General features: G+C 43.1%; 19 protein-coding genes. 14 read left to right on the top strand and 5 right to left on the bottom strand.

The window, feature by feature from the left end; genetic code table 11:
* Positions 1-383: 383 nt before the first annotated feature.
* From PSYC_RS01195 to PSYC_RS01260, 14 genes are all read left to right on the top strand, one after another.
* Positions 384-944, top strand: a complete 561-nt coding sequence (locus PSYC_RS01195; protein ID WP_041757439.1) for a protein-disulfide reductase DsbD N-terminal domain-containing protein — start codon at positions 384-386, stop codon at positions 942-944.
* Positions 945-1,003: 59 nt separating this feature from the next.
* Complete coding sequence (locus PSYC_RS01200) at positions 1,004-3,193, top strand: protein-disulfide reductase DsbD domain-containing protein (RefSeq protein WP_041757441.1); 2,190 nt, start codon at positions 1,004-1,006, stop codon at positions 3,191-3,193.
* 473 nt (positions 3,194-3,666) lie between these two features.
* Entirely contained in the window at positions 3,667-5,103 is a 1,437-nt protein-coding gene (locus tag PSYC_RS01205) for a phospholipase A (RefSeq protein ID WP_011279540.1), read from the top strand.
* A gap of 30 nt (positions 5,104-5,133) precedes the next feature.
* Positions 5,134-5,976 carry a ComF family protein gene (locus PSYC_RS01210; protein ID WP_011279541.1) on the top strand — a complete coding sequence of 281 codons (843 nt, stop codon included), beginning with the start codon at positions 5,134-5,136 and terminating at the stop codon, positions 5,974-5,976.
* Positions 5,977-6,399: 423 nt separating this feature from the next.
* On the top strand, positions 6,400-6,897 hold the full coding sequence (locus tag PSYC_RS01215; RefSeq protein WP_227500341.1) for a GspH/FimT family pseudopilin: 498 nt from the start codon (positions 6,400-6,402) through the stop codon (positions 6,895-6,897).
* Positions 6,897-7,547, top strand: a complete 651-nt coding sequence (gene pilV, locus PSYC_RS01220; protein WP_011279543.1) for a type IV pilus modification protein PilV — start codon at positions 6,897-6,899, stop codon at positions 7,545-7,547. The genes PSYC_RS01215 and pilV overlap by 1 nt, the downstream gene beginning before the upstream one ends.
* A complete protein-coding gene (locus PSYC_RS01225; protein ID WP_011279544.1) occupies positions 7,547-8,458 on the top strand; it encodes a PilW family protein in 912 nt (303 codons plus the stop codon). Before pilV ends, PSYC_RS01225 begins: the two co-directional genes overlap by 1 nt.
* A gap of 11 nt (positions 8,459-8,469) precedes the next feature.
* Positions 8,470-9,288, top strand: a complete 819-nt coding sequence (locus PSYC_RS01230) for a hypothetical protein (protein ID WP_011279545.1) — start codon at positions 8,470-8,472, stop codon at positions 9,286-9,288.
* A 79-nt stretch (positions 9,289-9,367) separates the two neighbouring features.
* On the top strand, positions 9,368-13,123 hold the full coding sequence (locus PSYC_RS01235) for a PilC/PilY family type IV pilus protein (protein ID WP_011279546.1): 3,756 nt from the start codon (positions 9,368-9,370) through the stop codon (positions 13,121-13,123).
* A gap of 46 nt (positions 13,124-13,169) precedes the next feature.
* On the top strand, positions 13,170-13,757 hold the full coding sequence (locus PSYC_RS11955; protein WP_011279547.1) for a type IV pilin protein: 588 nt from the start codon (positions 13,170-13,172) through the stop codon (positions 13,755-13,757).
* Positions 13,757-14,194, top strand: a complete 438-nt coding sequence (locus PSYC_RS01245; protein ID WP_011279548.1) for a type IV pilin protein — start codon at positions 13,757-13,759, stop codon at positions 14,192-14,194. The genes PSYC_RS11955 and PSYC_RS01245 overlap by 1 nt, the downstream gene beginning before the upstream one ends.
* A gap of 340 nt (positions 14,195-14,534) precedes the next feature.
* A complete protein-coding gene (locus tag PSYC_RS01250; protein ID WP_011279549.1) occupies positions 14,535-14,954 on the top strand; it encodes a pilin in 420 nt (139 codons plus the stop codon).
* Between the two features lie 133 nt (positions 14,955-15,087).
* Positions 15,088-15,501 (top strand): pilin, encoded by a 414-nt coding sequence (locus PSYC_RS01255; protein ID WP_011279550.1) that lies wholly within the window; start codon positions 15,088-15,090, stop codon positions 15,499-15,501.
* A 132-nt stretch (positions 15,502-15,633) separates the two neighbouring features.
* Positions 15,634-17,394 carry an O-antigen ligase family protein gene (locus PSYC_RS01260; RefSeq protein WP_011279551.1) on the top strand — a complete coding sequence of 587 codons (1,761 nt, stop codon included), beginning with the start codon at positions 15,634-15,636 and terminating at the stop codon, positions 17,392-17,394.
* 161 nt (positions 17,395-17,555) lie between these two features.
* Here PSYC_RS01260 and PSYC_RS01265 read toward each other — a convergent pair whose 3' ends face one another.
* The 5 genes from PSYC_RS01265 to mutS form a co-directional block, all read right to left on the bottom strand.
* Positions 17,556-18,092: an REP-associated tyrosine transposase gene (locus PSYC_RS01265; protein WP_011279552.1), complete on the bottom strand. Its 537-nt coding sequence runs from the start codon at positions 18,090-18,092 to the stop codon at positions 17,556-17,558.
* 148 nt (positions 18,093-18,240) lie between these two features.
* Complete coding sequence (locus PSYC_RS11750; protein WP_021814480.1) at positions 18,241-18,366, bottom strand: DUF3470 domain-containing protein; 126 nt, start codon at positions 18,364-18,366, stop codon at positions 18,241-18,243.
* Between the two features lie 20 nt (positions 18,367-18,386).
* Positions 18,387-19,088: a hypothetical protein gene (locus PSYC_RS01275; RefSeq protein ID WP_011279553.1), complete on the bottom strand. Its 702-nt coding sequence runs from the start codon at positions 19,086-19,088 to the stop codon at positions 18,387-18,389.
* Between the two features lie 190 nt (positions 19,089-19,278).
* Positions 19,279-19,602 (bottom strand): ferredoxin FdxA, encoded by a 324-nt coding sequence (gene fdxA, locus PSYC_RS01280; protein WP_011279554.1) that lies wholly within the window; start codon positions 19,600-19,602, stop codon positions 19,279-19,281.
* 93 nt (positions 19,603-19,695) lie between these two features.
* Positions 19,696-22,872 carry a DNA mismatch repair protein MutS gene (gene mutS / locus PSYC_RS01285; protein ID WP_011279555.1) on the bottom strand — a complete coding sequence of 1,059 codons (3,177 nt, stop codon included), beginning with the start codon at positions 22,870-22,872 and terminating at the stop codon, positions 19,696-19,698.
* Positions 22,873-23,331 lie beyond the last annotated feature (459 nt).

Raw genomic sequence — 23,331 nt, forward strand, 5'->3', positions numbered from 1 at the left:
AATGCTGAATAAATATAAAACCATGGTTTATTGTGATAAATGCCTTGGTGCTAAAAGCCTCTTTGATGAGACCTATATATCAACCAATAAGGCGTTATTGGTTGATATTTTTTTATGAATATTACTAACTATGAATCCAGATTAATGGAGTCTTAACCATACTATTTATTATTATAGTTAATCCACTTTTAAAAGGGTGCAGAACTACTGAGGTTAATTATTCGCAGCCTCTGTCTGCGTAGGCACAGCAAGCAAGAAAAATTAACCCCAGTAGTACTCTATAACATTTGTATTTCTTTTATTTAGGACCGACTATAGCCCGATTGACTATTTAATAGTGATTGTAAAAAACAGCTGTTCTTAAAGCCATCCGAGGTAATCATATGTCTATCAAAACACCAAAATCGAAATCAACTATCATGAATAAACAATCAGCTAAAAAGCCTTATTTACTCGCCATAGCAACCACTGCTTTGATGACCGCTTTGTCAATGACGTCTGTTGCAACTCAGGGTGCAGGTCTGGGGGAATTGTTTAGCAAAAATAGCGCTCAGCAATCAAAATTTTTGCCAGTTGATAAGGCATTTCAAGTGACTAGCCGTACCAAAGCAGTGACTAAAGGCACCCAACTATCAATCGTCTTTAATATCACACCAGGTCATTACGTGTATAAAGATAAGCTGACCTTGAGCTTCCCAAAAGGTATTAGTGCTGCGCCATTTACTTTTAGTGAATCGCCCGTTTCCATTAACGATCCAACTTTTGGTAAGGTAGTAGTATTTACTCAAAAAACCATTGTAGCAACCACTATGCTTACGACTAAAAATGGTAAAGCGGCAAAGAATGTGCCGGTTATGATTGGCTGGCAAGGCTGTGCTAAAGCTGGACTGTGCTATCCGCCAGAGAAGATCAAAACCACGCTAAACATTGCAGTCAAACGTTAGTCACTAATCGATAGCGCAAGTAAGTTGATTTATATAGTCGTTATAACAGGTAGTCCTTTATGTCCATTAAGATAGCAAAAAGTATCTCGTCACTTAAAGCGGTATCCACAAAAAATCAGTCATCAAATATTCTGCCATCAGTTGTCAATAAGTCACCAAAGAAGTCGCCAAAAAAGTCCTATTTACTGGCACTGACTATTGCGAGTAGCTCGTTACTTACAGGACTGACTGCGACGACCATGACGACGCAGGCAGCAGGATTGGGCGATCTTTTTAGCAGTAACCAAAGTGCTGGGCAGTCAAAATTTCTGTCAGTGGATAAAGCCTTCCAAGTCACGAGTAGCAGCAAAGCTCTCAAAGCTGGAACCCAGCTATCGATTAATTTTGATATCACTCCAGAACATTATGTCTATAAGAATCAGCTTAAACTCACTTTGCCTGCTGGCGTTACCGCCGCACCGTTTACTTTTAGTCAGACGCCTGTCTTAATTGATGATCCAACTTTCGGTAAAGTGCCAGTATTTGATCAAGCGAATATGGTAGCGACCACTACTCTGAGTAGTAACAAAAGTATCAATAATGCAGCGGTCGTGATTGGTTGGCAAGGGTGTGCCAAAGCAGGACTGTGCTACCCACCTGAGAAAATAAAAACCACTGTCAATATCGCTGCAAGCTCGTCCCAAGCTGCTGTTAATCAAGATGCTGTTAATCAAGATACTGCTGCTGACACAAAGTCGGTAAATAATAGCAATATAGTCGCGATATCAGAGACGCTAAATGCCACAATGATAGAAAGTGGTGAAGCAATGGCTTCTGAAGCAGAGCAAGGGTTGTCAGAGGATGAGGTGATTGATTATGCCTTGTTAGAAGACGGCTCTTTAGAAGATGAACTTAGTGCTGCCAATACAATTTCTGGCGCTGCTACGACAAATGATACGCTAGCTGCCGCCGATAATTTGACTAATAGCGATCCGTTTGGCTTAGCTAAGCATCCTTGGTTGGCATTAGGGTTGTTATTTTTGGCAGGGCTTGGCTTAGCGCTTACGCCGTGCGTACTACCTATGCTACCTATCGTCGCTAATATTGTCGCCCGTCAGAAAAATCCAACGGTCAAGAAAGGCGTCATTTTAACGACTAGCTATGCAATAGGGGTCTCGATTGCTTACGGGATACTCGGTGCAGTTATTGCCATATTTGGTGAGTCGCTCGGTATTATAGGCTGGCTACAAAATCCAATTATCCTCATCAGTTTTGCGGTGATATTTGTTTTGTTAGCCCTTTACATGCTCGAAGTGTTTACGATTCGTCTGCCGCATTTTATCAGTAGTAAGATGCAGGGCTTAAGCCAAGCAGGGGATAGTAAGCTTGGTAGCGCTGGTGGTAGTTTAGCCGCTGGATTTTTATCAGCGCTGGTAGTATCGCCCTGTGTGTCGGCGCCATTATTTGGGGCATTGCTTGCCGTCTCAACGATTGGCAATCCGCTATTGGGCTTTGCTGCCCTCTTTATGCTAGGCTTTGGCTTGTCAGCGCCGCTGATTTTGATTGGTGCGACCCAAGGCAAAATTATGCCAAAAGCGGGCGAGTGGATGAACTGGGTCAAGCAAGGTTTTGCCTTATTATTATTTGCCGTGGCATTACTACTCATAGAGCGTGTCTTTATATCGTCAGTGATGCTGCTGGTATGGGCATTATGGTTCATGGTTGTGGCAACATGGGCATGGAGCTGGCGTGGTAAAGGTCGCATGCTGTCGCAAGCCATCGGTTTGATTGCCGGTATTTGGGCCGCTACTTTAGTGATTGGCGCTGCATTGGGTAATGACGATAGCTTACATCCGCTAGCTTCATTAAGCGCCGCTCCCATGCTAGTGCAGTCAGCTGATGGTCAAGCTGGCGCTCAAAACAGTACATCAAATAGGTCAGATGAGCATATCACTACGTTGGCAGAATTGGACGTTATCACCGCTGCCAATCCTAAAGTGTTGGTCGATTTGACGGCTGATTGGTGTATTGAATGCCGTATTATGGATAAGAATTTATTTACCAATCGCCCCGCACAAATGCAAGACTGGCAATTGGTACGACTTGATATTACGGAAACCACAGCGGATTCCAAGGCGATTTTAGCGCGGTATAAACTGTTTGGCCCGCCAACTTTGCTCTACTATCAAGACGGTGAATTGCTACAGAAGCAAGTGGGCGAGATTGGTCGCGCAGAGTTTGAGCAGACTTTGACGGCATTAAATAAATAATGGTCATATCAGAAATATTTGTTTTATCCTCTTAAAGGTCTTCATACGATTCCTATAAAAAAGCCAACGTACTGTCACAGTACGTTGGCTTTTTTGACTTTGTTTCAGCAGCAAGCGTGTAGCAATCGATCAGTTGTATTTCGTGCTAAATAGAGCAAGTTCACTTTGAGAGTTTGATTAGCAAGACACTTATTAAATGATTCCTTTTTTATTTTACACCCATTATAAGTATTTGGTTTTATGCTATTTATAGTCATTTAGCGGCATCTGATGCAGCAATAAAGCTAGTATAGTGTGTACATTTTCATTACAATAAAGCAACATTGCTAAAAGCGTATTATTCAACGTCATAGCCACCCTTTATCTCCAAGTTATAATAATTTTTTATGCCAATTTAGCGCCGTCGCTAACGGTTATATCGATTACCTCATATATTCTATTGACAGTAATGATCAGTTGAATAAAGGATACTTATGTTTTCCAATATTACTTCGCAGCGCCCATCTTTAAGCCATTCTAAAGCGCCAAAAAAAATGACGCTGCAAACGAATAAGTGCTCTCTACATATCGCCGTTGGCGTAGCGCTTACTTGCTTTACCGTACAAGCGCAGGCTGCTGATACAGCTCAGACTTATAATGAGTTGCCACAAACTAAGAGCTCGCAGCCCATAAGTACAAATATCGCTGTACAAAATGGCAGCCTGTTGAGCGAAGAGTTTGTCGCTCAACAGGCTGCATTGTTTTTTGAATGTACCCAAGTACAGACCAGTTCCGCCCGTTTGGCATGCTTTGATAAGGTTGCAGAACAAGGCAAGACGCCAAGTTATGTCACAAGTAAACAGCCAGTAGATTTGGCAAAGACGGTTATCAGTACGCTGTCAGGTAACCCGCAGATCATACTGGCTGAAGAAACCAGTACCATTACTGCCAATGGCAATGTCATCGCTAAAAAGGTTTCGAGTAATTATCCACAAGATATCGAGACAAAACCGCCTGCTGAGACTGAACGTTTAGATACGGTTGGGCTGACGCAAAAAGAAGCGGAGGTATTAGAAAGTGTTGGGGTGACTCAAGCGGATATTGAAAAATATACGCCGTTAAGCTTGGCGTATGATCTTGATAAAAACAGTGAGCGTGGTACCTGGAACATAAGACCTCATAACCCAAATTACGTGTTGCCATTATTCTATACCGCTGATCCCAATCTAAGTCCAAATACACCGTCACAAGACCAAGAGCAAGCCAACTTTACGTCTAATAATGTACGTCAAGCTGAGCTAAAATTTCAACTGTCGCTAAAGAGCAAAGTTGCTGAAGATCTCTTTGATACCAATGCTGATTTGTGGTTTGGCTATACTCAGCAATCGCACTGGCAGGTATACAACGAAGACAATTCAAGACCGTTTCGCGCCACTGACTATCAGCCAGAGGTCTTTTTGACCCAACCGGTTACCGCCAATCTACCTTTTGGTGGACGTTTGCGGATGTTAGGGGTAGGGGCGGTGCATCATTCCAATGGCCGGTCTGAGCCGCTGTCACGCTCATGGAACCGTATTTATTTGATGGGCGGTGCTGAATGGGGTAAGTTCTCGATTGTACCGCGCGTATGGGCACGAGTAGATGGTGGCAGCAGTAACGACGACAACCCAGATATCGAAGATTTTATGAGTTACGGTGATATCAAATTCTTGTATGATTTACCAAATCAACAAAGCCTAAGCGGTACGTTGCGCTACCATCCAGGCACCAATAAAGGATCCGCGCAAATTGACTACGTCTATCCGTTAACAAAAAGCGTTAATGGCTATGTACAGCTGTTTCAAGGTTATGGCGAGTCCCTTATTGACTACAATTATGAGAATACAGCGGTCGGTGTTGGTATCGTGCTGAACGATTGGAAAGGGTTTTAGTTTGCGAGTGGTCAATACTTATCACGATTTATGCCCGCTTTAGCATCTTATCAAAGCGGACTATGGCTGGCAGAGTATCTTAGTATACGCTGTCAGCTATGCCGCGTTTATCGTAGTACCCCGCAATCACAGCTTTTACAAAACCTTTCTTTATCAAACCATTCATTATTCAGTCAAAACAGCTTATTAGCCGAAAACACATCGCACTCTTTATCAAATAATCATTCTTTCTTTACTAATATACGAAAGCAATTCCATAGCCGTTGTAGCAGCGGACTGTTATGCACCAGCTGCCATAGCAGTATTTCGTGGTTACCCACGCCTTTTCAGGTTGATATTGCTGCTGACACCACGCTGCCCATACAAGCGGCGACCTATTATGACTATCCCATGCGCCAAGCTATTAGAGCCTTTAAGCATCATGAGGATATGACCAAGCTGCCGTTATTGTTACATGCGTTACGCCAGCTACCACGTCCTCATGGTTGCCATCAGGATAATAGCGTGATTGTCGCTATGCCAACGACTGATGAGCGTCTCATCAAACGTGGCTTTGATCCTGTCAGTATCTTGGCTGCACATTTATCTAAGCACTGGGATATTCCTTTATGGCAAGGTATTAAGCGTATTGATAATACGCTCAGTCAGCAAGGACTGACACGTGCCGAACGCTTAAGCAATTTAAACAATGCCTTTATTTTAATTGAGCCTTCTCCCGTTAAACGCCTGATCTTATTTGATGATGTGGCAACTACGGGGGCAAGTCTACAAGCTTTAGCTCGCACCCTGTCAATTTACCCTGCAACAACCCATAACGCCAATAATAAATGCCATCTGTATGCCTATGTATTAGCACATGGCAGCCAGTCATAGTTGCTCACATGGCTTATTGGCAAATACTATTGTGTTGCCAATATGTTACCATCACGTTATATTAAATAGACATCTAACGATCAGTAGATATAGTTGAAATACTTTAAAGTCGCTACAGTATTGCTGGTGTAAATTTTTTGCAACCTCTGTCTGCGTAGGCACAGCAAGCAAGAAAAATTTGCACCAGTAGTACGTGTTGTGTTGTATCGATATTACTTTTCACCGACTATAGCTTGTCGTGTAGATAGAAAATAAAGAGTAAGAGCTTACTAGATGACTTACTAGATGACTTGCTTTATGGAAAAAAAACGGCATGGCTATAGTTGAATATATTATATTAAAGTATGTTTAAATATTAGCTATTCATTACGACTGTAAAGCCAGTCCTGATTGAATATGCCAGCAGCTATATAGGGATTTGACGTGAACGTATCGGCTAACTATCGATCACAGAAATTGCGCATGAGCAGCTCAGGGTTTACTCTGATTGAGCTGATGGTCACGATAGCTGTGCTCGCTATTATTGTGAGTATTGCTGCACCTAGTATCAGCACTCAGCTTGCCAATCAAAGGGTTAAGTCGACGACTGCGACGCTAGAAAACGCCTTAAAAGAGGCTAAGGCTGAGAGTATTATTCGCCGTCAAAAAGTGACTGTGAGCTACAATAATATGAGCAATCCGAAAGTTATCATACTCACAGGTTCGGATACAAATGCGAGTACCATTGCCAGTTATAACTACAATGCTAGTAGTACACTTACATCAAGCCCAGCGACTGCGACTGTCACTTTCGAGCCCAGCAAACGAGTGACCGCTACCATCACTTATACAATTTGTGATACGAATACGGCAGCTAATCCACGACAAATCGTGGTCAGTAGGGTTGCTAATATTACCAACCAGATGGGAGTAACCTGTTGATGAATGGCTCAAACTCCCAGCGCGGTGTCGGTCTCATTGAAGTGATGGTTGCTTTATTGCTCCTGTCAATTGCCGTATTAGGTTTTAGTGCGCTACAAATGCGAGCCATCAGTGCCACGGATGAAAGTTTGGTACGTACCAAATCATTAACTGTTGTGCGCAATCTGACTGAGGTTATGCGGGCTTATCCTGAGGCTTATGTCACTGGTAGCGGTTCTGTTTTCACAAGTGTGTCTCCGAATACTGCACTTGCTATACCCACTATACAAGCTATTATTACTAGTACGGCAACAGATAATATCACGGTTGATACTAAAACCATTAGCCGTAGCGGTACGGATAACTGCTTGTCAACAGGCACCACAAATGATGCTAATGGTAAAAAAATTCCAAATAAATTATGCAATATCAACCAGCTTGCTGCTCGTGATGCCTTGATGGTCAAAAAAATGGCCGCTGACGAAGATATTAAGATGGCTATTGTCACCTGCCCAGGGACAACCACGCAGTCTATTCAGACCCAAATGTGTGTCATCACAGCATGGAATGACACCAAAGCAATGATGAATAATGACGATACTAAGGCTTGTGCCAATAGTGATGGCGTTTATAAAACGGGCAGCCATTGCTTGATATCGGAGGCTTACTAATGAACCCTTATAATAAAGTAAGTGCAATGGCAGGCTTTACCCTCATTGAGCTGATGATTTCACTAGTCTTGGGTTTGCTAATATCTGCCGCAGTCATGCAAGTTTACTTTATTAACACTCGAACCTTGACAGTACAGCAGAGTGCCTCAGAAGTACAAGACAGTACCATATTTGCGCTACAGTCTTTGAATGATCATATTAGGATTGCCAACTTGGGTAATCCTATTAGCAATATTACAGATACCACAGATCATGGCGGAGTCGTGTTGACTCCAACGAATCTGGGAACTACCAATGGAACAGCTACCACATTGCTTACTAATAGTATGGGTTCTACAGGATGGACTGGCATATCCAATATAACAAATGTAGCAAGCGACCAGCTCACCATACAATATAAGAATATTACCCCTAACATCCTGTACGACTGTGAAGGAACAGTAATTCCAGTAAATGATACTAATTGGGTCATTGAGCGCTATTTCGTACGTGCTATATCTACGACAGTACCAGACTTGGCATTAGCTTGTGATGCTGGTCGTGCTACTGACGCTGGTGCGGTCACTAACTTTGGTGACAACGGTGAGGTTATTATCCAAGCCGTTGATCAGTTTCAGGTATTGTTAGGCGCTCAGGCTGATGTCAATAATCTCACGTATCTCCCCGCTAAAACTTATTTAGAGCTCACCGACAAACCAGCGATAACGACTGTTAAGGTTGGTGTTATTGTTCGTAGTACGACACCACTCATAGCAGAGGCTGACAAAGAGACGTTTACTGTACTTGGTACTACCCAGACATTAAAAACAGACAGCAGCCGTAAAAAGTTCTACCGCCGCGCCTATGAATCAACTGTGCTACTACGGAATGCCCGTGTCATGTCAGTGATTGCCGTTGCAACAGCACCATAAGAGAGGGTTATATGTCTCATATTCAGCAGTCTCAGTACCCTAAAAGTCAACAAGGGGCCGTGTTGATCGTGGTGTTATTATTTTTGGTTTTGATCATTATGGCAGGTTCTATTGCAGTCAGACAGAGCACCACTGATCTAAAGTTGTCGACCAGTGATCAAATCAATGCTTTATTGCTACAGTCAGCGGATAATGCCAACCAAAACATTGAACAGAGCATCAACGGTAATAGCAATACAGATATTTACAACGATATGACGTCACGTACGGGACCGTTTGGATATTTTATGCTCAATAAAAGGGGGAGTGTTGACCATGAATACGTATTTTGTTTTCGTCCGCGCGGACGGTTTTTTGATATCAATAAAGCCTCAATCCTGACGCCGAGCGGTACCGTATTTGGTGCCAACTCCGGTTACTGTAATCCTACTCAGTCCGCAGATTATGTTAGCAGTCGTAATGCCAGTATGACCCAAGTCAGTGTCTCACTGACCCCGCCTAATTTCAGTAATGAGGCGTTCAGTAGTTATACCATTGGGCAAGACAGTGGTGAAATCGCTAGCCAAGCTTTTATGTTTGACATTCATAGTACCGCGGTACTGCCCGCTTATGCAGATGCAACAGTAGGTAGCGACAATTGCTTTGAGCAAACCAGTAGGCTACATACTGTGACTGATAGTAAAAAGACTATCGGTGGCTGTATGGCAGAGGCTGGGGTCCCAAGCACGGTTGTTTATGAACAAGTGAACGTGGAGAATCAATCACTACGGACCAAGTGTGTCGATTTTGGTAAAGGTACTGGCAAGCTATGTACGTTACCATCAAGTTAATCACACTGGTTTTAATAAAGGCTTAAAATAGCATGGTCGGTTGGTTAATCGTCCTGATGACAATCCAAAGGATCAGATCATGAAATACCTCTATAACAAAAACTCAGCCAGACAACCATGGCCTACCAAATCCTTAACAATTGCTGTGCTCCTCAGTTTGACTGCTATGGTCTCGCAAACGGCGGGTAGTGTCGAAAGATTGCCTATTGGTGACTTGGAAATTTACCAGTCTGCAAAAGGTACTGGTGCTAGTATCTTTATGATGATTGATGTCTCAGCAAGTATGAGGCAGTCAAGTATCCTAGCAGATTATGGTCACCCATGCGATGAAGGTGTAGGAAAGAGCTATGGTCCTCGAGAAGATGAGAGTATCTTCGCGATTGTTGGAAATGTAGAGGTTTATTTTACGCCCAAGGGCTGTGAGACTACGCAGGGAGGAGGAACATCGAATCCTAAAGAGTTTGATAGATTGTCACGTCTACAAATGGCGCTGATAGAATTATTAGCTGACCAAGTACGGAACAAAACGGGTAATGAATTCAGAACAGGTATAGGCTCAATACCGAACGAATATGCGATCGGAGTTGGTATATTTGGCTATAATGGCACAAAGGCCAAGATTGTAGCGCCATTAGGTCAGTTAACACCAGATAGGCGTATAGAAATAATCAAAGTAATCGCAGGCTTAAGTGTAGCATCTGGCGATGGCAAACCGACAGCACATGGGTTGGCTGAGGCTGGCGCTTATATGATGGGCACCACCACTAAAACAGATAATTATGCTGTTCACAGCGGCTTTGATGAATCTGTTAGCACTTCAAAGAATAGTGCCTCATATATTTCACCCTTAGAGCTCAAACAATGTAGCGGTAACGGTATCTATCTATTGACCGATGGTGTCCCGAGCGGCTCATCAGTTGAGATAGCACAAGGCTTGATGAATAAATCTTTACAGGGCAGCTCATTGTCTGTCAATAGCTGTAACGGACTATCAGGTGGTACTGGTACTGGTGATGGTACATGGGGCTGTATGGCTGAGTATACTCAAAAACTACGAGACCCTACCAACCCACGTCTGCTCCCCATCAAGACCGCAACGGCAGGCTTTGGAGATAACTTTAAAGGGTTAACCACTACCCGTAAGATAACGGTTGGTGGTAAGCAAGTAGAAGCTGTAGATTGTTCACAAGGCGCGGCAACCGAGGTAACCGATGATGCTCGCAATCTGTGTAAGCTAGGTCAACGCTATGGTGATAACGAGTTATCTACTAATACCAGTGTATTTGGTAATGGCGGTTTTTATTACATTGCAGGAGAGCAAGGTAAGTCTAATGTCACTACCGAAGAGCTGAAGAGCTCTAAAATCATTGAAAATAGCATAGTGGATTTTGCGTCGACCTTGACACAGGTAATTACTACATCACCATCCGGAACAATTAGCATTCCTGATGATCCTTATCGCGCGTCAAATCAGCTGCCCTATGCGTACCTGCCGATGCTAAGTCCTGACATTGCTTCATCAGCCAGTATCTGGAAGGGCAACCTAAAGAAATACCATTTGGATGCTGGAACCTTATATGGCAAAAGCGATCAGCTACTCTACAAAAATGCTGCAGGGCAACTGAATGAGACCACTCAAGACCTCTGGCAGTTGACTGACTTTACCCCAGTAGGTACTACAACGGTTGACAATAGTAGTATAGAGGCAGGCGGCGTTTATGCGCAATTGCGTACCCCAATGTCAGGTCTAGCCAGCGTACGTACCCTGTATGTTGAAGACGTCACCTCGGCGACGGATAGCAAGCCAATTCTACGTAAGCTAAGTGTGAACGCCTCTGGTAAACCGGTGGGCTTTAGTAGTTTGGTAGATTCTTTGTATACCAAGGACAACGAATTAAACAAACGCCGTTTGCTGAGCTTCTTAGGCTTTGATAACTTGATCAACATTAATGGATTGGCAACATCCAGAACAGCAGTTGAAAGTTTAACACTGACTCAACCCGTTCAGATAACCAGAGTCTTAGGCGGCGTCGTCCACTCCAAACCTACGGCAATCTCCTATAGCTCAACGTTGAATGACAATGGTAGTATTATCGATCCTCGTGATGACTACGCATTATTTGGCTCGATGGATGGCGCCTTGCATCTGGTCGATGCTGATGATGGCAAGGAAGAGTTTGCTATTGTCCCCAAAGCTATGTTAGCGGCACAGCCAGAGGCTCTGGTTAATGGTTCAAAGAAAAATCAAATTGGTCAGCCCTACTTCGGTGTCGACGCCCCATGGTTGGTGACCACTGATTATACCTATGATCTAGCTGCCAAAAAGGCTACATTGGATACCGCAAATAGCAAAGGTATGTTTGCTTATGGTGGTCTGCGTATGGGCGGATCAGCTTTTTATGGTATGAATATCACTGACAAAACTGCACCCAAAATATTGTTTACGATTACTCCAGCGACCATAGGTTTTAGTCGAATGGGTCAAATTTGGAGCAAGCCAACTGCGGCTAAAATTCGTATGACTAAAGACGCCGATCCAGTTGATGTACTGGTATTTGGTGGCGGCTATGATATGGCTTATGAAGATGATGAGTATGTGGCCACCGCCGCAGCGCCAGCCACCGCCACAGCGCCAGCTACCGCGGCAGCGCCAGCTAAAGGTAATGCCATCTATATCATCAATGCCAAAACAGGGGCGCTGATATGGTCGACTAGCTATAACTTGACTAACAATAGTAATATGATTCACAGCATAGTCGGCGGTATCACCGTCCTTGATCGTGACAATGATGGTCTGATGGATCATCTCTACGCCGCTGATCTCGGCGGGCAAGTCTTCCGCGCTGATTTTGAAAACGCCCGTCCTGCCAAGTTTGGTTTTAGTGAGGTAACTGGCTTTTCAAGTAAGCGCGTCATACGGATACTCAATACTACGCCTAGTGCTGCTGCTGACAGCAAATACACTTATCGCTTTTACGAGCGCCCGGTTGTGAGCTTCTACCGTAATGAGGGTGGTCCTAACAATGGTAAAATATTTGCTTTGGTCAATGTCATATCGGGTAACCGTAGTGTACCGCTATCGACTTTACGTGATGGCAATACCTATGCCAACCGCGTTTATGGCATTATTGATAGTGATGTGACTAAAGCCAGCCTATATGATGCTACGCCAACGCTAAACGTTACAAACTTAACAGAAAGCAATCTGGTCAACTTAGCGACTACCCTTGGTGCAACGCCAACAGAAGCTATAAAGAAAACTGCTAAAGCAGAGATGATCGCCGGCACTAAGCAAGGCTGGTACTATCCATTGACGCGCTTCGATGGCTTTAATAATGTCAGATACAACAAGGGCATTGGTGATAGTGTGGTGATCAATGACCTACTATATACCACGGTTTATAATCCTGACAAACAGTATTATGAGGTAAATAACTGTACGGCTCGGATTTCCGGTGGCTCAGAACGACAGCTTTATTGTCTCCCATATGGTATCTGCATGGATGCTAACTCAGTATCAGGTACAGGGGGTTATATCCCTGCTGGTGAAGGGATTAAAGAGCTGACCTTAGGCGCTTATAATAAAAATAACACCAACTTAAGGGTGCTTATCGGTACGACCACCATCACTGATCGTATTAATGCCACTACACGCTCTGGCTACGGTATTGATCCTAATAAAGACGGTAGCAATATCAAAGGTATTGTCTATGCAGATCAAGGAAAACCTACCCAAGGTGATACTAATAGTATCGGTGATGGCAGCGCACCTGAATATCTGTTCAACGAGCGCTATACGCTACAGCCCAGAGCATGGTATGAGCGCGCGCAATAAAATTTTAGCGATACTGAAACAATCACTTCACAATAGGATGCCGCATATGAGCAAAATAAAAAGTGCATCAGATGCTAACAGTGTCCGCGGCTTCACGCTCTTAGAGATGATGGTGATTGTGATGATCATCGGTATACTGGCGGCTATCGCCATTCCCAGTTACCGCCGCTATGCGATCATGAATGCTGAGCGTGAAGCGCAAGCCAAAATGCTACAGCTACAGGTCGAGCTTGAGCGCTGGCGGGCACGGGCGCTTACTTATCAAGGTTTCAAACCACAAAAATTAACGACAGTAAGTGGCACGACTACAACAACTTATGCTTACGATGACTCACCAACCAACAAAACCATCTATGTCCCTAATGGCAGTACTGCTACCAACTATCGCTATAAGATTACCTTAGTAGATGGCACTAATACCGCCAAGAGCCTAGCACCGTCTGCTTCAAGTACCACTACCACTGTCGATAGCATCACCGGACGCTCATGGAAAATGCTCGCGACACCCAATACTACTGGTATCACAGCAAACGCGAATCATATCGTACTGGCTAGCAGAGGTCTGCATTGTCAAAACAAAACCGCCGTCACCCTTGCCGCCACTGATTGCGGCAGCGGCCAAGAGGAGTGGTAATGATAAATACTATCAACCAAAAACCAAACGGCTTTACTTTAATTGAGCTCATGATCGTGGTCGCCATCATTGGGATACTGGCTGCTATCGCTTATCCCAGTTATCAGCGTTATATCATCAAGACCAAACGCACAGACATGATGAGTGAGATGCACAATATCGCTGCCGAGATTCAGAGTCGTAAACTGGCGCAAGGTAGTTTCGCTAATGTCGTCACAACGGATCTCACTGGTAACTATCCCAGACAAGGCACTGCACTATATACGGTCGCAGCAGCGCCCAGCCCACTTACCAACACATGGACAATCACTGCAGAACCCAAGTCAAGTACACAGATGAACGGTGATGGGAATCTCACTCTCAATTATCAAGGCGTGAAATGTCGAATAGTCAATAGCGTCAGCACGTGCGGCACAGGGGATGATTGGAACAATTGATATAAGAAACAGTCATGATGTGAGCGACTGATAAAATAGCTCAGTATGACCTACGTATTTTGCTTAACCAGTATTTAACCTGACAATTTTTAGTTAATAAGCCATACTAAGGCACACCCCTAAAATTAAGTGTCAGCGAAAATTAGGTACACGTTACATAAAAGGCTTTAAATATAGTTATAATTAGAATAAGATAATGAATCGCAATAAATTGGCAGGCTATCTGTAACAATTATGACAAGAGTAGTACCAACACTATAAGTAGAGCAGTACCAACACCATAAATAAAGTTAATATATATCGTATTTTTATCCTCATACTATCTATAAAGGACAAGTCTATGAACGCTCAAAAAGGTTTTACCTTAATCGAACTAATGATTGTAATCGCCATCATCGGTATCTTGGCGGCGATTGCACTACCTGCTTATCAAACCTATACCAAAAAAGCGCGTTTTTCTGAAGTAGTGCTAGCCGCATCATCTGTTAAAGGTGCTATTGATATTTGCTATCAAACGCGCGGTGAAGGCGATTTAGCGAACTGTGATGATTTTGATAAAGTCGGTGGCACCCAAGCTGAAGCTGAGGCAGGTGATCAAGTAGCTTCTGTTGCTATTACTACAGGTACAGGTGTAGTTACGGCTACTGGTGACGCTACGTCAGTAGATGGCAAAAATTACATTCTTACACCTACTTCAAGTAATGGTACATTAATTTGGGATGAAGCGGGTAGTACTTGTATCGTAGCAGGTCTATGTTAATAGGCTAAGACTAAGCAATCTAATCTTATAAACTGAGTCATAATTCCATAGCTAAACGATACCCTATTGACCCCTGTCGTTAGTAGGGTATTTTTATGTCCAGAATTTGCAGAAATTCATAAAGAGGTGTCTGATGTTAAAGCAACAGGGCTTTACCTTAATAGAACTCATGATTGTCATCGCCATCATCGGTATCTTGGCTGCGATTGCCATTCCTTCTTATCAAGCCTACACCAAAAAAGCACGTTTTACCGAAGTGGTATTAGCGGCTACCACAGTCAGAACCAATATCGATACCTGCTTTCAGGGCAGGGGTAAATATGTATTGACTAATTGCGATAGTATCGCGGAAGTTAGTCTTAATGCGTCAGGAGTTACCGCAGCTAATAATGTTAACTCAATTAGTATTACGCCTACGACTGCATTGGTAACGGCAACTGGCGAGGCTAATGTGGATAGTGCCACCTATACGCTACAGCCGACAGTAGTAAATAATAGTTTGACGTGGGAAATAGGCGGCACTTGTTTTGCAGCAGGGTTATGCTAAAAAGTGCATAGGCTGCAACTTTGACAGACAAAAGCCAAAAGTATGGCGCTGCTATGAATAGAAGCTATTATAATTGCAACCAAGTTACAGCTTCTAAAATATTCTATCTCTATTTAGTGTAGTAACTGACTCATGAAAATAATAAATAAACAGCTTGTTGATCCTAATATTGTCTTAATAGTACTGATCGGTATTGGTTATTTGGTTGGAGTGCTTAATACTTTTCATCGCTTTCCATCAGCTAATGATATGTATCCTGATTTGGTTGCCATGATGTTTGTGGCAGCTGGGTTGGTTTATTGGTATGCGCTAAGTCATGTCAAGCACATAAGTCTATCTACGATAGCATGGGCTATTATCTTTGGGTTAATTGCAGTACAGCCTTATATCAATCGGATTACTTATCCAAGCGGCTTAATTTTTGATCTTTCAGTTCTACTGACGTGCGTAGCAGTCAGTATCTGTGTAGCGAATGCTCCTAATAAGGCTAAACTGTTTCAAATACTTATGTGGCTGATGGTGAGCGCAGGCGTGTTGACTGCCTTGACGCAGATAGCTCAATATCTGAGATTAGACTTACCTATGTATTTGCTCTATCCAAATTCGGCAGGCGCGCGTATCTCTGCTAATATCAGCCAGCCCAATCAAGCGGCATTTATTTTAGCGCTTAGTACCGGTGGGCTATTATATCTATCGAGCCTTTGTAAAGGTGTTTTTAAGTCAAGTTTAATAGTCCTACCAAGCTTTTTATTGGCAATTGGCTTGGGATTATCAGCGAGTCGCACAGGCTTGATACTGATGGTTATTGCTATATTGGGTTACTTCTTACTATTTAAGCTACCTGTGAAGATTAAAGTAATCACAGCCAGTGCCTGTACCACGTTGTTATTGCTAGGCTATGGTGTAGGTAGTTACTTGCTCTTATATAATAACAGTGCTGCAGTCAGTGGTGCTGCACGTATATCTAATACCGCGCTTGACTCACGCTGGATACTGCAGCAGCAGGCATGGCTCTTCTTCCAAGAAAATCCGTTGACGGGAGTAGGCTGGGGTAACCTAATGAAAGCATCATTAGACCATGCCCAACAGTTATCATTTTTTTATGCTAATGGTCATTCGCATTTCTTTATATCTAATATAGCAGCAGAGACAGGTATCATAGGACTCCTTACTTTATCTCCGTTTGCTTATATCTTAGTTAAAAACTTTAATTTTAAACTATCCAATTTAGACGCTGCTGTTTACATGTTATTAGCGATTTTTATCGCTTACTCTAGTTCTGAGTTTCCGCTATGGCTACCTAGATATCTAATTATTTTCGTCGTTTTATTAAGCTTTATAGATCATAAGAAAATTGAGCTATCAGTTAAAATGGGGCAGCTCATAAAATATAGTTTATTATTTCTTTCAATTGTTTTAGCATTAGGTAGTGTCTTTTATCAAATAAACTATCGGGCTTATAGCAAAGTTTTTTACGCTATTGCTGAGCCTTCATTTAGCTATCAAGAAAAAGAAGACCGACTATTAAACCTAACACCTGTGATCGGTTTTGAGCAATTTTATGATATATTATTTTTTCACATGATGTCGGAAGACATTAATAATATTGAATATAAAGCTCAATTAACCAGTAAGGTATTGAGCAATACGTTGTCTTATAAGGTATTAGTTAGATCAGCAGATATTTATTTATTAGCAGATGACAAGAATAGAGCATTAGAACTTTATAAAAATGCGTGTATATTTAACTATGCGCAATATTGCGAACAGCTGGTAACAGATTTGAGTGATAGGGCAGTTAAAGGTGAAGATGGTTTACAGGAAGTTAACTTAAGCTTTCAGAAATGGCGTTTAGAAAATCCTAAAAAGACAGGATTGGATAATAACCAGTAAGCCTAGGCTGGGTAAAAAGGTAAGCTGGGCAAGAAAGCGTAGGCTGCGGCTTTAGCCCAGCATTATGATATTGCAAAGTTTGGAGCTGGGCAAAATGCCCAGCCTACAAATCCCAAAGCCTACAAATCCCAAAGCCTATAAAGTTAAGCGAATATATTAGCTTAACTATCATATCGAATGTTGATACTTTTATCATTCTCATCCGTTCCCCAACCAGCGGGATACACGCCTTTTTTAATCAATGTATGCAATGTGGAATATTGCCAATCTTGAGGGTTGGTAACGTAGCCATGCTTAACAGGATTATTATGAATATAATCCATATGTTGCCGATAATCAGCGTCATCTCGAATACGATGTTCCCAAAATCGTCGCTGCCAAATGCCACGTTCTCTCTTTGCCTGTCGTGACGAGGTTATGATTTCAGTTTTGTTTATCTGCCTAGAGAATTGACTTTTAAGACTGGCGACGATGACAGCATAATTATCAGAGTCTGGTGGCAAAGTAATCATTATATGGACGTGGTCAGGAAGCACAACCATAGCGTCTAATTTGAATTGGTGGTGTTGAATGGTTTTAGCGTAGGCATCACGAAACTTGTCAATATGAGTCAATAACAGTGACGACTTTCTATCAAGTAGATTAAAAGTCAAAAAGTAACAACCGCCTTGGGTTTTGTCACGAATATAGTGGCTCATAAGGCAATCAGTGTATAGACGAGGTGATGGGCGGAGGTAGGCTGCGGCTTTAGCCCAGCGAATTTGCGTAAATCGTTCAATGCTGGGCTAAAGCCACAGCCTACACAAAAGCCACAGCCTACATAGTATCCAAAGTGTCAGTTATTACCTACTTCTCTAAATACTGAATCTTACCTTCTACGCCATCCCACTTAGCGGCTTCTGGCATCTGCTCTTTCATCTCTGTAATGTTTGGCCATTTTTGCGCCAGCTCTTCGTTTAGTTGAGTGAACATCTCTTGCCCTTTAGACAGGGTTAAATATCGGCAAAGGCTAGTTTCTCTACTACCTGAGGCATATAAGCGGTTAGCACAGGCTGATCGGTAAGCCCTAGCAATTCATAGACTTGTCCACCAATACCGGGGATAACTTCGCCACCTTCGCTACGCTGTTCATCTATCGCAAAACAGATAAATTTGAATTTATTTGAGATAGTAGCTGGAAACTCAGATTTTAGCTTTTCTTCTGAATATCGATGGGCGACAGGCGCGAGTATGAATATATTCTCTACGTTCGGCATATCATCTATCATCTCAATCAAATTGGTACGTACCACACAACTGCCTGACATAACCGACTTCACTATGATGATATTGGTAGCGGTCTCATATCCTGACTGGATAAACTTATGAACAATAGGCGCGACACTTGTCCGATTAGGCAACTGGTAATGATGGTTCCAAAAAACAGCAAGCTTAGTAGGTATGTTTTGGTCATGTAAAATTTTTGCTACGCCGCGCTGTAAGAAGTCGGCATCTTCAGCAGTTGAAATAATCAGCGTCTCTTTATTGGACTGATGAGGCAATAGGGTAACGGTATAAGAGGCGAGCAGTTCACCAAGCACTGTCATATGTGTGCGATATTCGGCAGGCCTATTGATACTGTCTAATAAGCCCTGCAGATGGCATTTGGCAGCTGTCGAGGCAATAGGCGTGTAAGTGCGTTTAGTCATAGTCATCTTATATCGCTCCATTATCAGAAGAGCTTAAATGCTGTTGGAGGTTTTGAGCTGCAATGCGCATGGACAGTCGTAACAGATCTTGAATAGTATGTATTTGCGCTATTTGCTCACTTCAAAATTTTTGGACAAACAAAAAGGCTGGGCTAAAAGCCGCAGCCTACATAGTATCCAAAGTATCCGTTATTACCTACTTCTCTAAATACTGAATTTTACCTTCTACGCCATCCCACTTAGCGGCTTCTGGCATCTGCTCTTTCATCTCTGTAATGTTTGGCCATTTTTGCGCCAGCTCTTCGTTTAGTTGAGTGAACATCTCTTGCCCTTTGGGTACTTCGTCTTCTGAAAAGATGGCATTGGCAGGGCATTCAGGCTCGCATAGGGCGCAGTCGATGCACTCATCAGGGTCGATGACGAGGAAATTCGGTCCTTCATAAAAGCAGTCCACAGGACAGACTTCCACACAGTCGGTGTATTTGCAAAGAATGCAGTTATCTGTAACGACAAAGGTCATAGTAATGTCTACCTGTTATTGGCTTAAGGCTAAATAGTATAAATTTAGAATAAGGCGTATTTTAACGCCTTTGAGGTAATTTAACAATTCCCTTTAACGACTAATGATTTTCTTTAGATGATAAATTAAATCGTGCGCCTGCTTTGGCGTTAGGCTGTCAGGGTCGATAGCATGTAGCTCGTCTTGTAAGCTAAATAACTGATTTTGTTGTGGAATATCAGTCATATTTTGAGTTTTTTTAATATTACTTAGATTTAGTTTTTCTATGTCGCTATCAGCAGTCTGCTGGCGTTTGTCCTTTACCGACTTAGCTAAGTCATTTTTATCATCATTAGCACTTTCATTATTCGATTTTAGGTTGTCTATGCTTAAGTTATCTATGCCTAAGTTATCTATAGTTAAGTTATCTACCAAGTAGCGTTTGGCATCATTTAATACTTGAGTGGGGATACCAGCCATCTTAGCGACATGCAATCCAAAACTAGAGCTTGCTGCACCTTCTTTAATTTGATGCAGTAATAGCAGTTGACCATCAACTTCGCTAGCAGCGACATGCACATTGCGGATAAGCTTGTCATTGCTGCCACTACTTTCTTTAGGGTTTTGCGCCAATTTTGTCAGCTCAAAATAGTGGGTGGCAAATAATGTCAGGCAGCCAATCTCTAGCAATCGATTGACGCAAGCATGGGCGATAGCCAGTCCATCAGTGGTGGCAGTACCACGTCCGACTTCATCCATTAATACCAGTGATTGATTGGTTGCCTGATTCAGAATATTAGCCGTCTCAATCATCTCCACCATAAAAGTGGATTTGCCACCAGCCAAATCATCCGCTGAGCCAATACGAGTAAAGATGCGGTCGATATCACCAATATGAGCGCTCGCTGCTGGGACGAAGCTACCACAATGGGCAAGAAGAACGATTAGCGCGGTTTGACGCATATAGGTCGACTTGCCGCCCATATTAGGACCGGTAATCAGAAGCAGCCTTTCAGGATTTGCATCGCTGCCGAGCGCACAATCATTGGCGACAAAATGGCTGTTATGTCTAGTGGTGCCGCTATTATTAGAGCTGTTATTAGAGCTATTAACGGTATTACCAGCATTACCAGCATTGACGGGATTTAACGCGGCTTCGACCACCACATGACGACCTTGGCTGATATCAATACTGGCTTGATTGTCAGTATTTGAGCTATCTTTATTTTCATCATTATTACTCATGACAGGACACTGCCAGTTATATGTCATAGCCAGCTGCGCCCAATTGCTCAGTACGTCTATTTGAGCGATTGCAGCACTCAGCTGTTGTAATTCAGCTAAATGGCTACTAAGTTCCGTTAAAAGCTCATGATATAGCTGCTTTTCACGAGTCAGAGCTAATGTCTGCGCACTCAAATATTCGGTCTCGACGTCTTTTAATTCGTCAGTGATAAAGCGCTCGCTGCTCTTGAGCGTTTGCCGACGGATAAAGTGTGCCGGCGCATTTTTTGCCTGCATTTTTGGTAGTTCAAAATAAAAGCCGCTGACTTTATTAAAACCGACTTTTAGACTGGGCAATTGACTCTCTAAACGTGCTCGCTCTACCATCTCATCCAGTGTCACTTGGATATTGTCATGTAAATGGGTCAGCCGATCAAACTCGTCATCGTAACCTGCGGCTAGCATACCGCCATCACGGATATGCGCCGGAGGCTCTGTGATAATGGCGCGCTCAATCAGCTTGGCTATAGACTGTACGGCAGGTAGCTGGGCTGGCAGTTGCTGCATCAGCATCGGCAACAGTCCTGCCTGCTCATGGCTGACACCTGAATCCGTCAGTAAGGTAGTAAGCTGGGTGCTACTGGCAATACCATCAGCAAGCTTACGTAAGTCGCGAGGCTTGGCGCTCATCAGCCCGATACGGCTACTGATGCGCTCGATATCACCGATGCTATTAAGCATTTCGCGTAAGCTTATCACCAGTGAGCTGTGTTTCAATGCTTGATTCGACGCTTGATTCGACTCGATTGAGGTCTTGTCTGTCTTTAATAGACAAGCTATCGCATCCAAGCGTAGGTTGATACGCGAATGTTGACGTAATGGTCGCTTCATTTGCTGTACTAATAAACGTCGCCCCATCGGCGTTTGACAGTGATTGAGTACAGATAGTAAAGAGGTGCCATTGCTGCTAACGGGTGTAAATAGCTCAAGATTCTGTTGACTATTGGCATCAATGATTAAGTAATCATCGCTGTACTCGACAATCAGCTGATTAATCTGTGGCACCTGACGCTGCTGAGTCTGCCGCGCATAGTGAATGAGCGCTGCACAGCTAGATTGAGCCAATGGCGCATCGCTAATGCCTGATCCTAAGCCATCAAGACGCTGTACTCCAAATTGCTGGCATAAAGTCGCGCTGGCATGCTGACGATGGAAGTCATTAGCAGCAACTTCGATAATAGGGCAGTCAAGGCTTTGACGCAGCCACAGCAGCCAGTCTTCGCCGATACCACCAATACTGTCATTGAGTGCTTCACCAATAATGCATTCACTCGGCGCAAAGCGTGCTAGCACAGTGAGCATCTGGGTTTTTAGCCCCTCAATGTCATCATGGTTCGCGCTTAGTGTTTGTGTCGTTAACGTTCCCGCAGCCAAATCCATCTGACTGATGGCAGCTTGCAAGGATTGTTTGCTGTTAGATTTAGGTATTAGTATATCAATGGCGACGACAGTAGGGGTGTGATTGGGCGCAATTAAGGCATCGTCAGTAATCGTCCCTGCGGTCAGCGTTTTGACCACTTCACGGCGCATAATAGTGCCAGCAGCAGATTTGCTTTTATCCTTTTTCTGTTTATCGCCCATCGTAGGAGTATTAGACGTATTCCTAGCATTACCAGTGGCTGATTCGTCAATTTGCTCGCAGACAACCACTGTCTGCCCAGCGGCAATCAATCTTGCCATATAACTGTCAGCAGCATGAAACGGTACGCCTGCCATCGCAATGGTGTTACCAGCTTTATCTGTACCACGGCGAGTTAGTGTGATGTCTAGTATCTGTGCCGCGCGCTTGGCATCATCAAAAAACAGCTCATAAAAATCACCCATCCGGTATAGCAGTAGCGCTTGAGGATAGTTGGCTTTCATGGTGAGATATTGCACCATCATGGGTGTATGATCTGCCAAGTGATAGATCGCATCGCCTATGACCAATGAGTCAGACGCCGCTGGCACAGATTTTGAAGTCGATTGTATGGTGTCATTAGTTTGAGCAGAGGGTTTGACTGACATGCAGGGTCTCTTAAGTTGTCTTTTTTCATTTATAGTTGAAATACTTTAAAGTCGCTACCGTATTGCTGGTGTAAATTTTTTGCAGCCTCTGTCTGCGTAGGCACAGCAAGCAAGAAAAATTTGCACCAGTAGTACGTGTTGTGTTGTGTTGTATCGATATTACTTTTCACCGACTATATTAAATAAGTGTGGCTAGATAACTGTGGCTAAATAAGTGTGCTTAAATAAAAGGCTTGAAGTATCAAGGCTGGTGATAATCGATTCAAAATAAAAAAGCATCACCTAAAATGTAGGCTGCTTGCATACAGAAAATTTGAAAATATATAGGGGTATGAGCGCTATTTTAACACGTCCTGCTGTGCTTTTACGTCGGCAAATATCTACTCACTGCCCTTGTATCCATCGGCATCATAACCATATATAATGACGGCACACTGAATTGGGTGATACTTCATTAGG

Source organism: Psychrobacter arcticus 273-4 (genome assembly GCF_000012305.1).
In the GTDB taxonomy this organism is placed as follows: Bacteria; Pseudomonadota; Gammaproteobacteria; order Pseudomonadales; family Moraxellaceae; genus Psychrobacter; species Psychrobacter arcticus.

Excerpts from the sequence above, each read along its gene's own strand:
- PSYC_RS01195 (WP_041757439.1), top strand. The coding sequence starts at position 384 with ATGTCTATCAAAACACCAAAATCGAAATCAACTATCATGAATAAACAA.
- PSYC_RS01200 (WP_041757441.1), top strand. The coding sequence starts at position 1,004 with ATGTCCATTAAGATAGCAAAAAGTATCTCGTCACTTAAAGCGGTATCC.
- PSYC_RS01205 (WP_011279540.1), top strand. The coding sequence starts at position 3,667 with ATGTTTTCCAATATTACTTCGCAGCGCCCATCTTTAAGCCATTCTAAA.
- PSYC_RS01210 (WP_011279541.1), top strand. The coding sequence starts at position 5,134 with ATGCCCGCTTTAGCATCTTATCAAAGCGGACTATGGCTGGCAGAGTAT.
- pilV (WP_011279543.1), top strand. The coding sequence starts at position 6,897 with ATGAATGGCTCAAACTCCCAGCGCGGTGTCGGTCTCATTGAAGTGATG.
- PSYC_RS01225 (WP_011279544.1), top strand. The coding sequence starts at position 7,547 with ATGAACCCTTATAATAAAGTAAGTGCAATGGCAGGCTTTACCCTCATT.
- PSYC_RS01230 (WP_011279545.1), top strand. The coding sequence starts at position 8,470 with ATGTCTCATATTCAGCAGTCTCAGTACCCTAAAAGTCAACAAGGGGCC.
- PSYC_RS01235 (WP_011279546.1), top strand. The coding sequence starts at position 9,368 with ATGAAATACCTCTATAACAAAAACTCAGCCAGACAACCATGGCCTACC.
- PSYC_RS11955 (WP_011279547.1), top strand. The coding sequence starts at position 13,170 with ATGAGCAAAATAAAAAGTGCATCAGATGCTAACAGTGTCCGCGGCTTC.
- PSYC_RS01245 (WP_011279548.1), top strand. The coding sequence starts at position 13,757 with ATGATAAATACTATCAACCAAAAACCAAACGGCTTTACTTTAATTGAG.
- PSYC_RS01250 (WP_011279549.1), top strand. The coding sequence starts at position 14,535 with ATGAACGCTCAAAAAGGTTTTACCTTAATCGAACTAATGATTGTAATC.
- PSYC_RS01255 (WP_011279550.1), top strand. The coding sequence starts at position 15,088 with ATGTTAAAGCAACAGGGCTTTACCTTAATAGAACTCATGATTGTCATC.
- PSYC_RS01260 (WP_011279551.1), top strand. The coding sequence starts at position 15,634 with ATGAAAATAATAAATAAACAGCTTGTTGATCCTAATATTGTCTTAATA.
- PSYC_RS01265 (WP_011279552.1), bottom strand. The coding sequence starts at position 18,092 with ATGAGCCACTATATTCGTGACAAAACCCAAGGCGGTTGTTACTTTTTG.
- PSYC_RS11750 (WP_021814480.1), bottom strand. The coding sequence starts at position 18,366 with ATGTTCACTCAACTAAACGAAGAGCTGGCGCAAAAATGGCCAAACATT.
- PSYC_RS01275 (WP_011279553.1), bottom strand. The coding sequence starts at position 19,088 with ATGACTATGACTAAACGCACTTACACGCCTATTGCCTCGACAGCTGCC.
- fdxA (WP_011279554.1), bottom strand. The coding sequence starts at position 19,602 with ATGACCTTTGTCGTTACAGATAACTGCATTCTTTGCAAATACACCGAC.
- mutS (WP_011279555.1), bottom strand. The coding sequence starts at position 22,872 with ATGTCAGTCAAACCCTCTGCTCAAACTAATGACACCATACAATCGACT.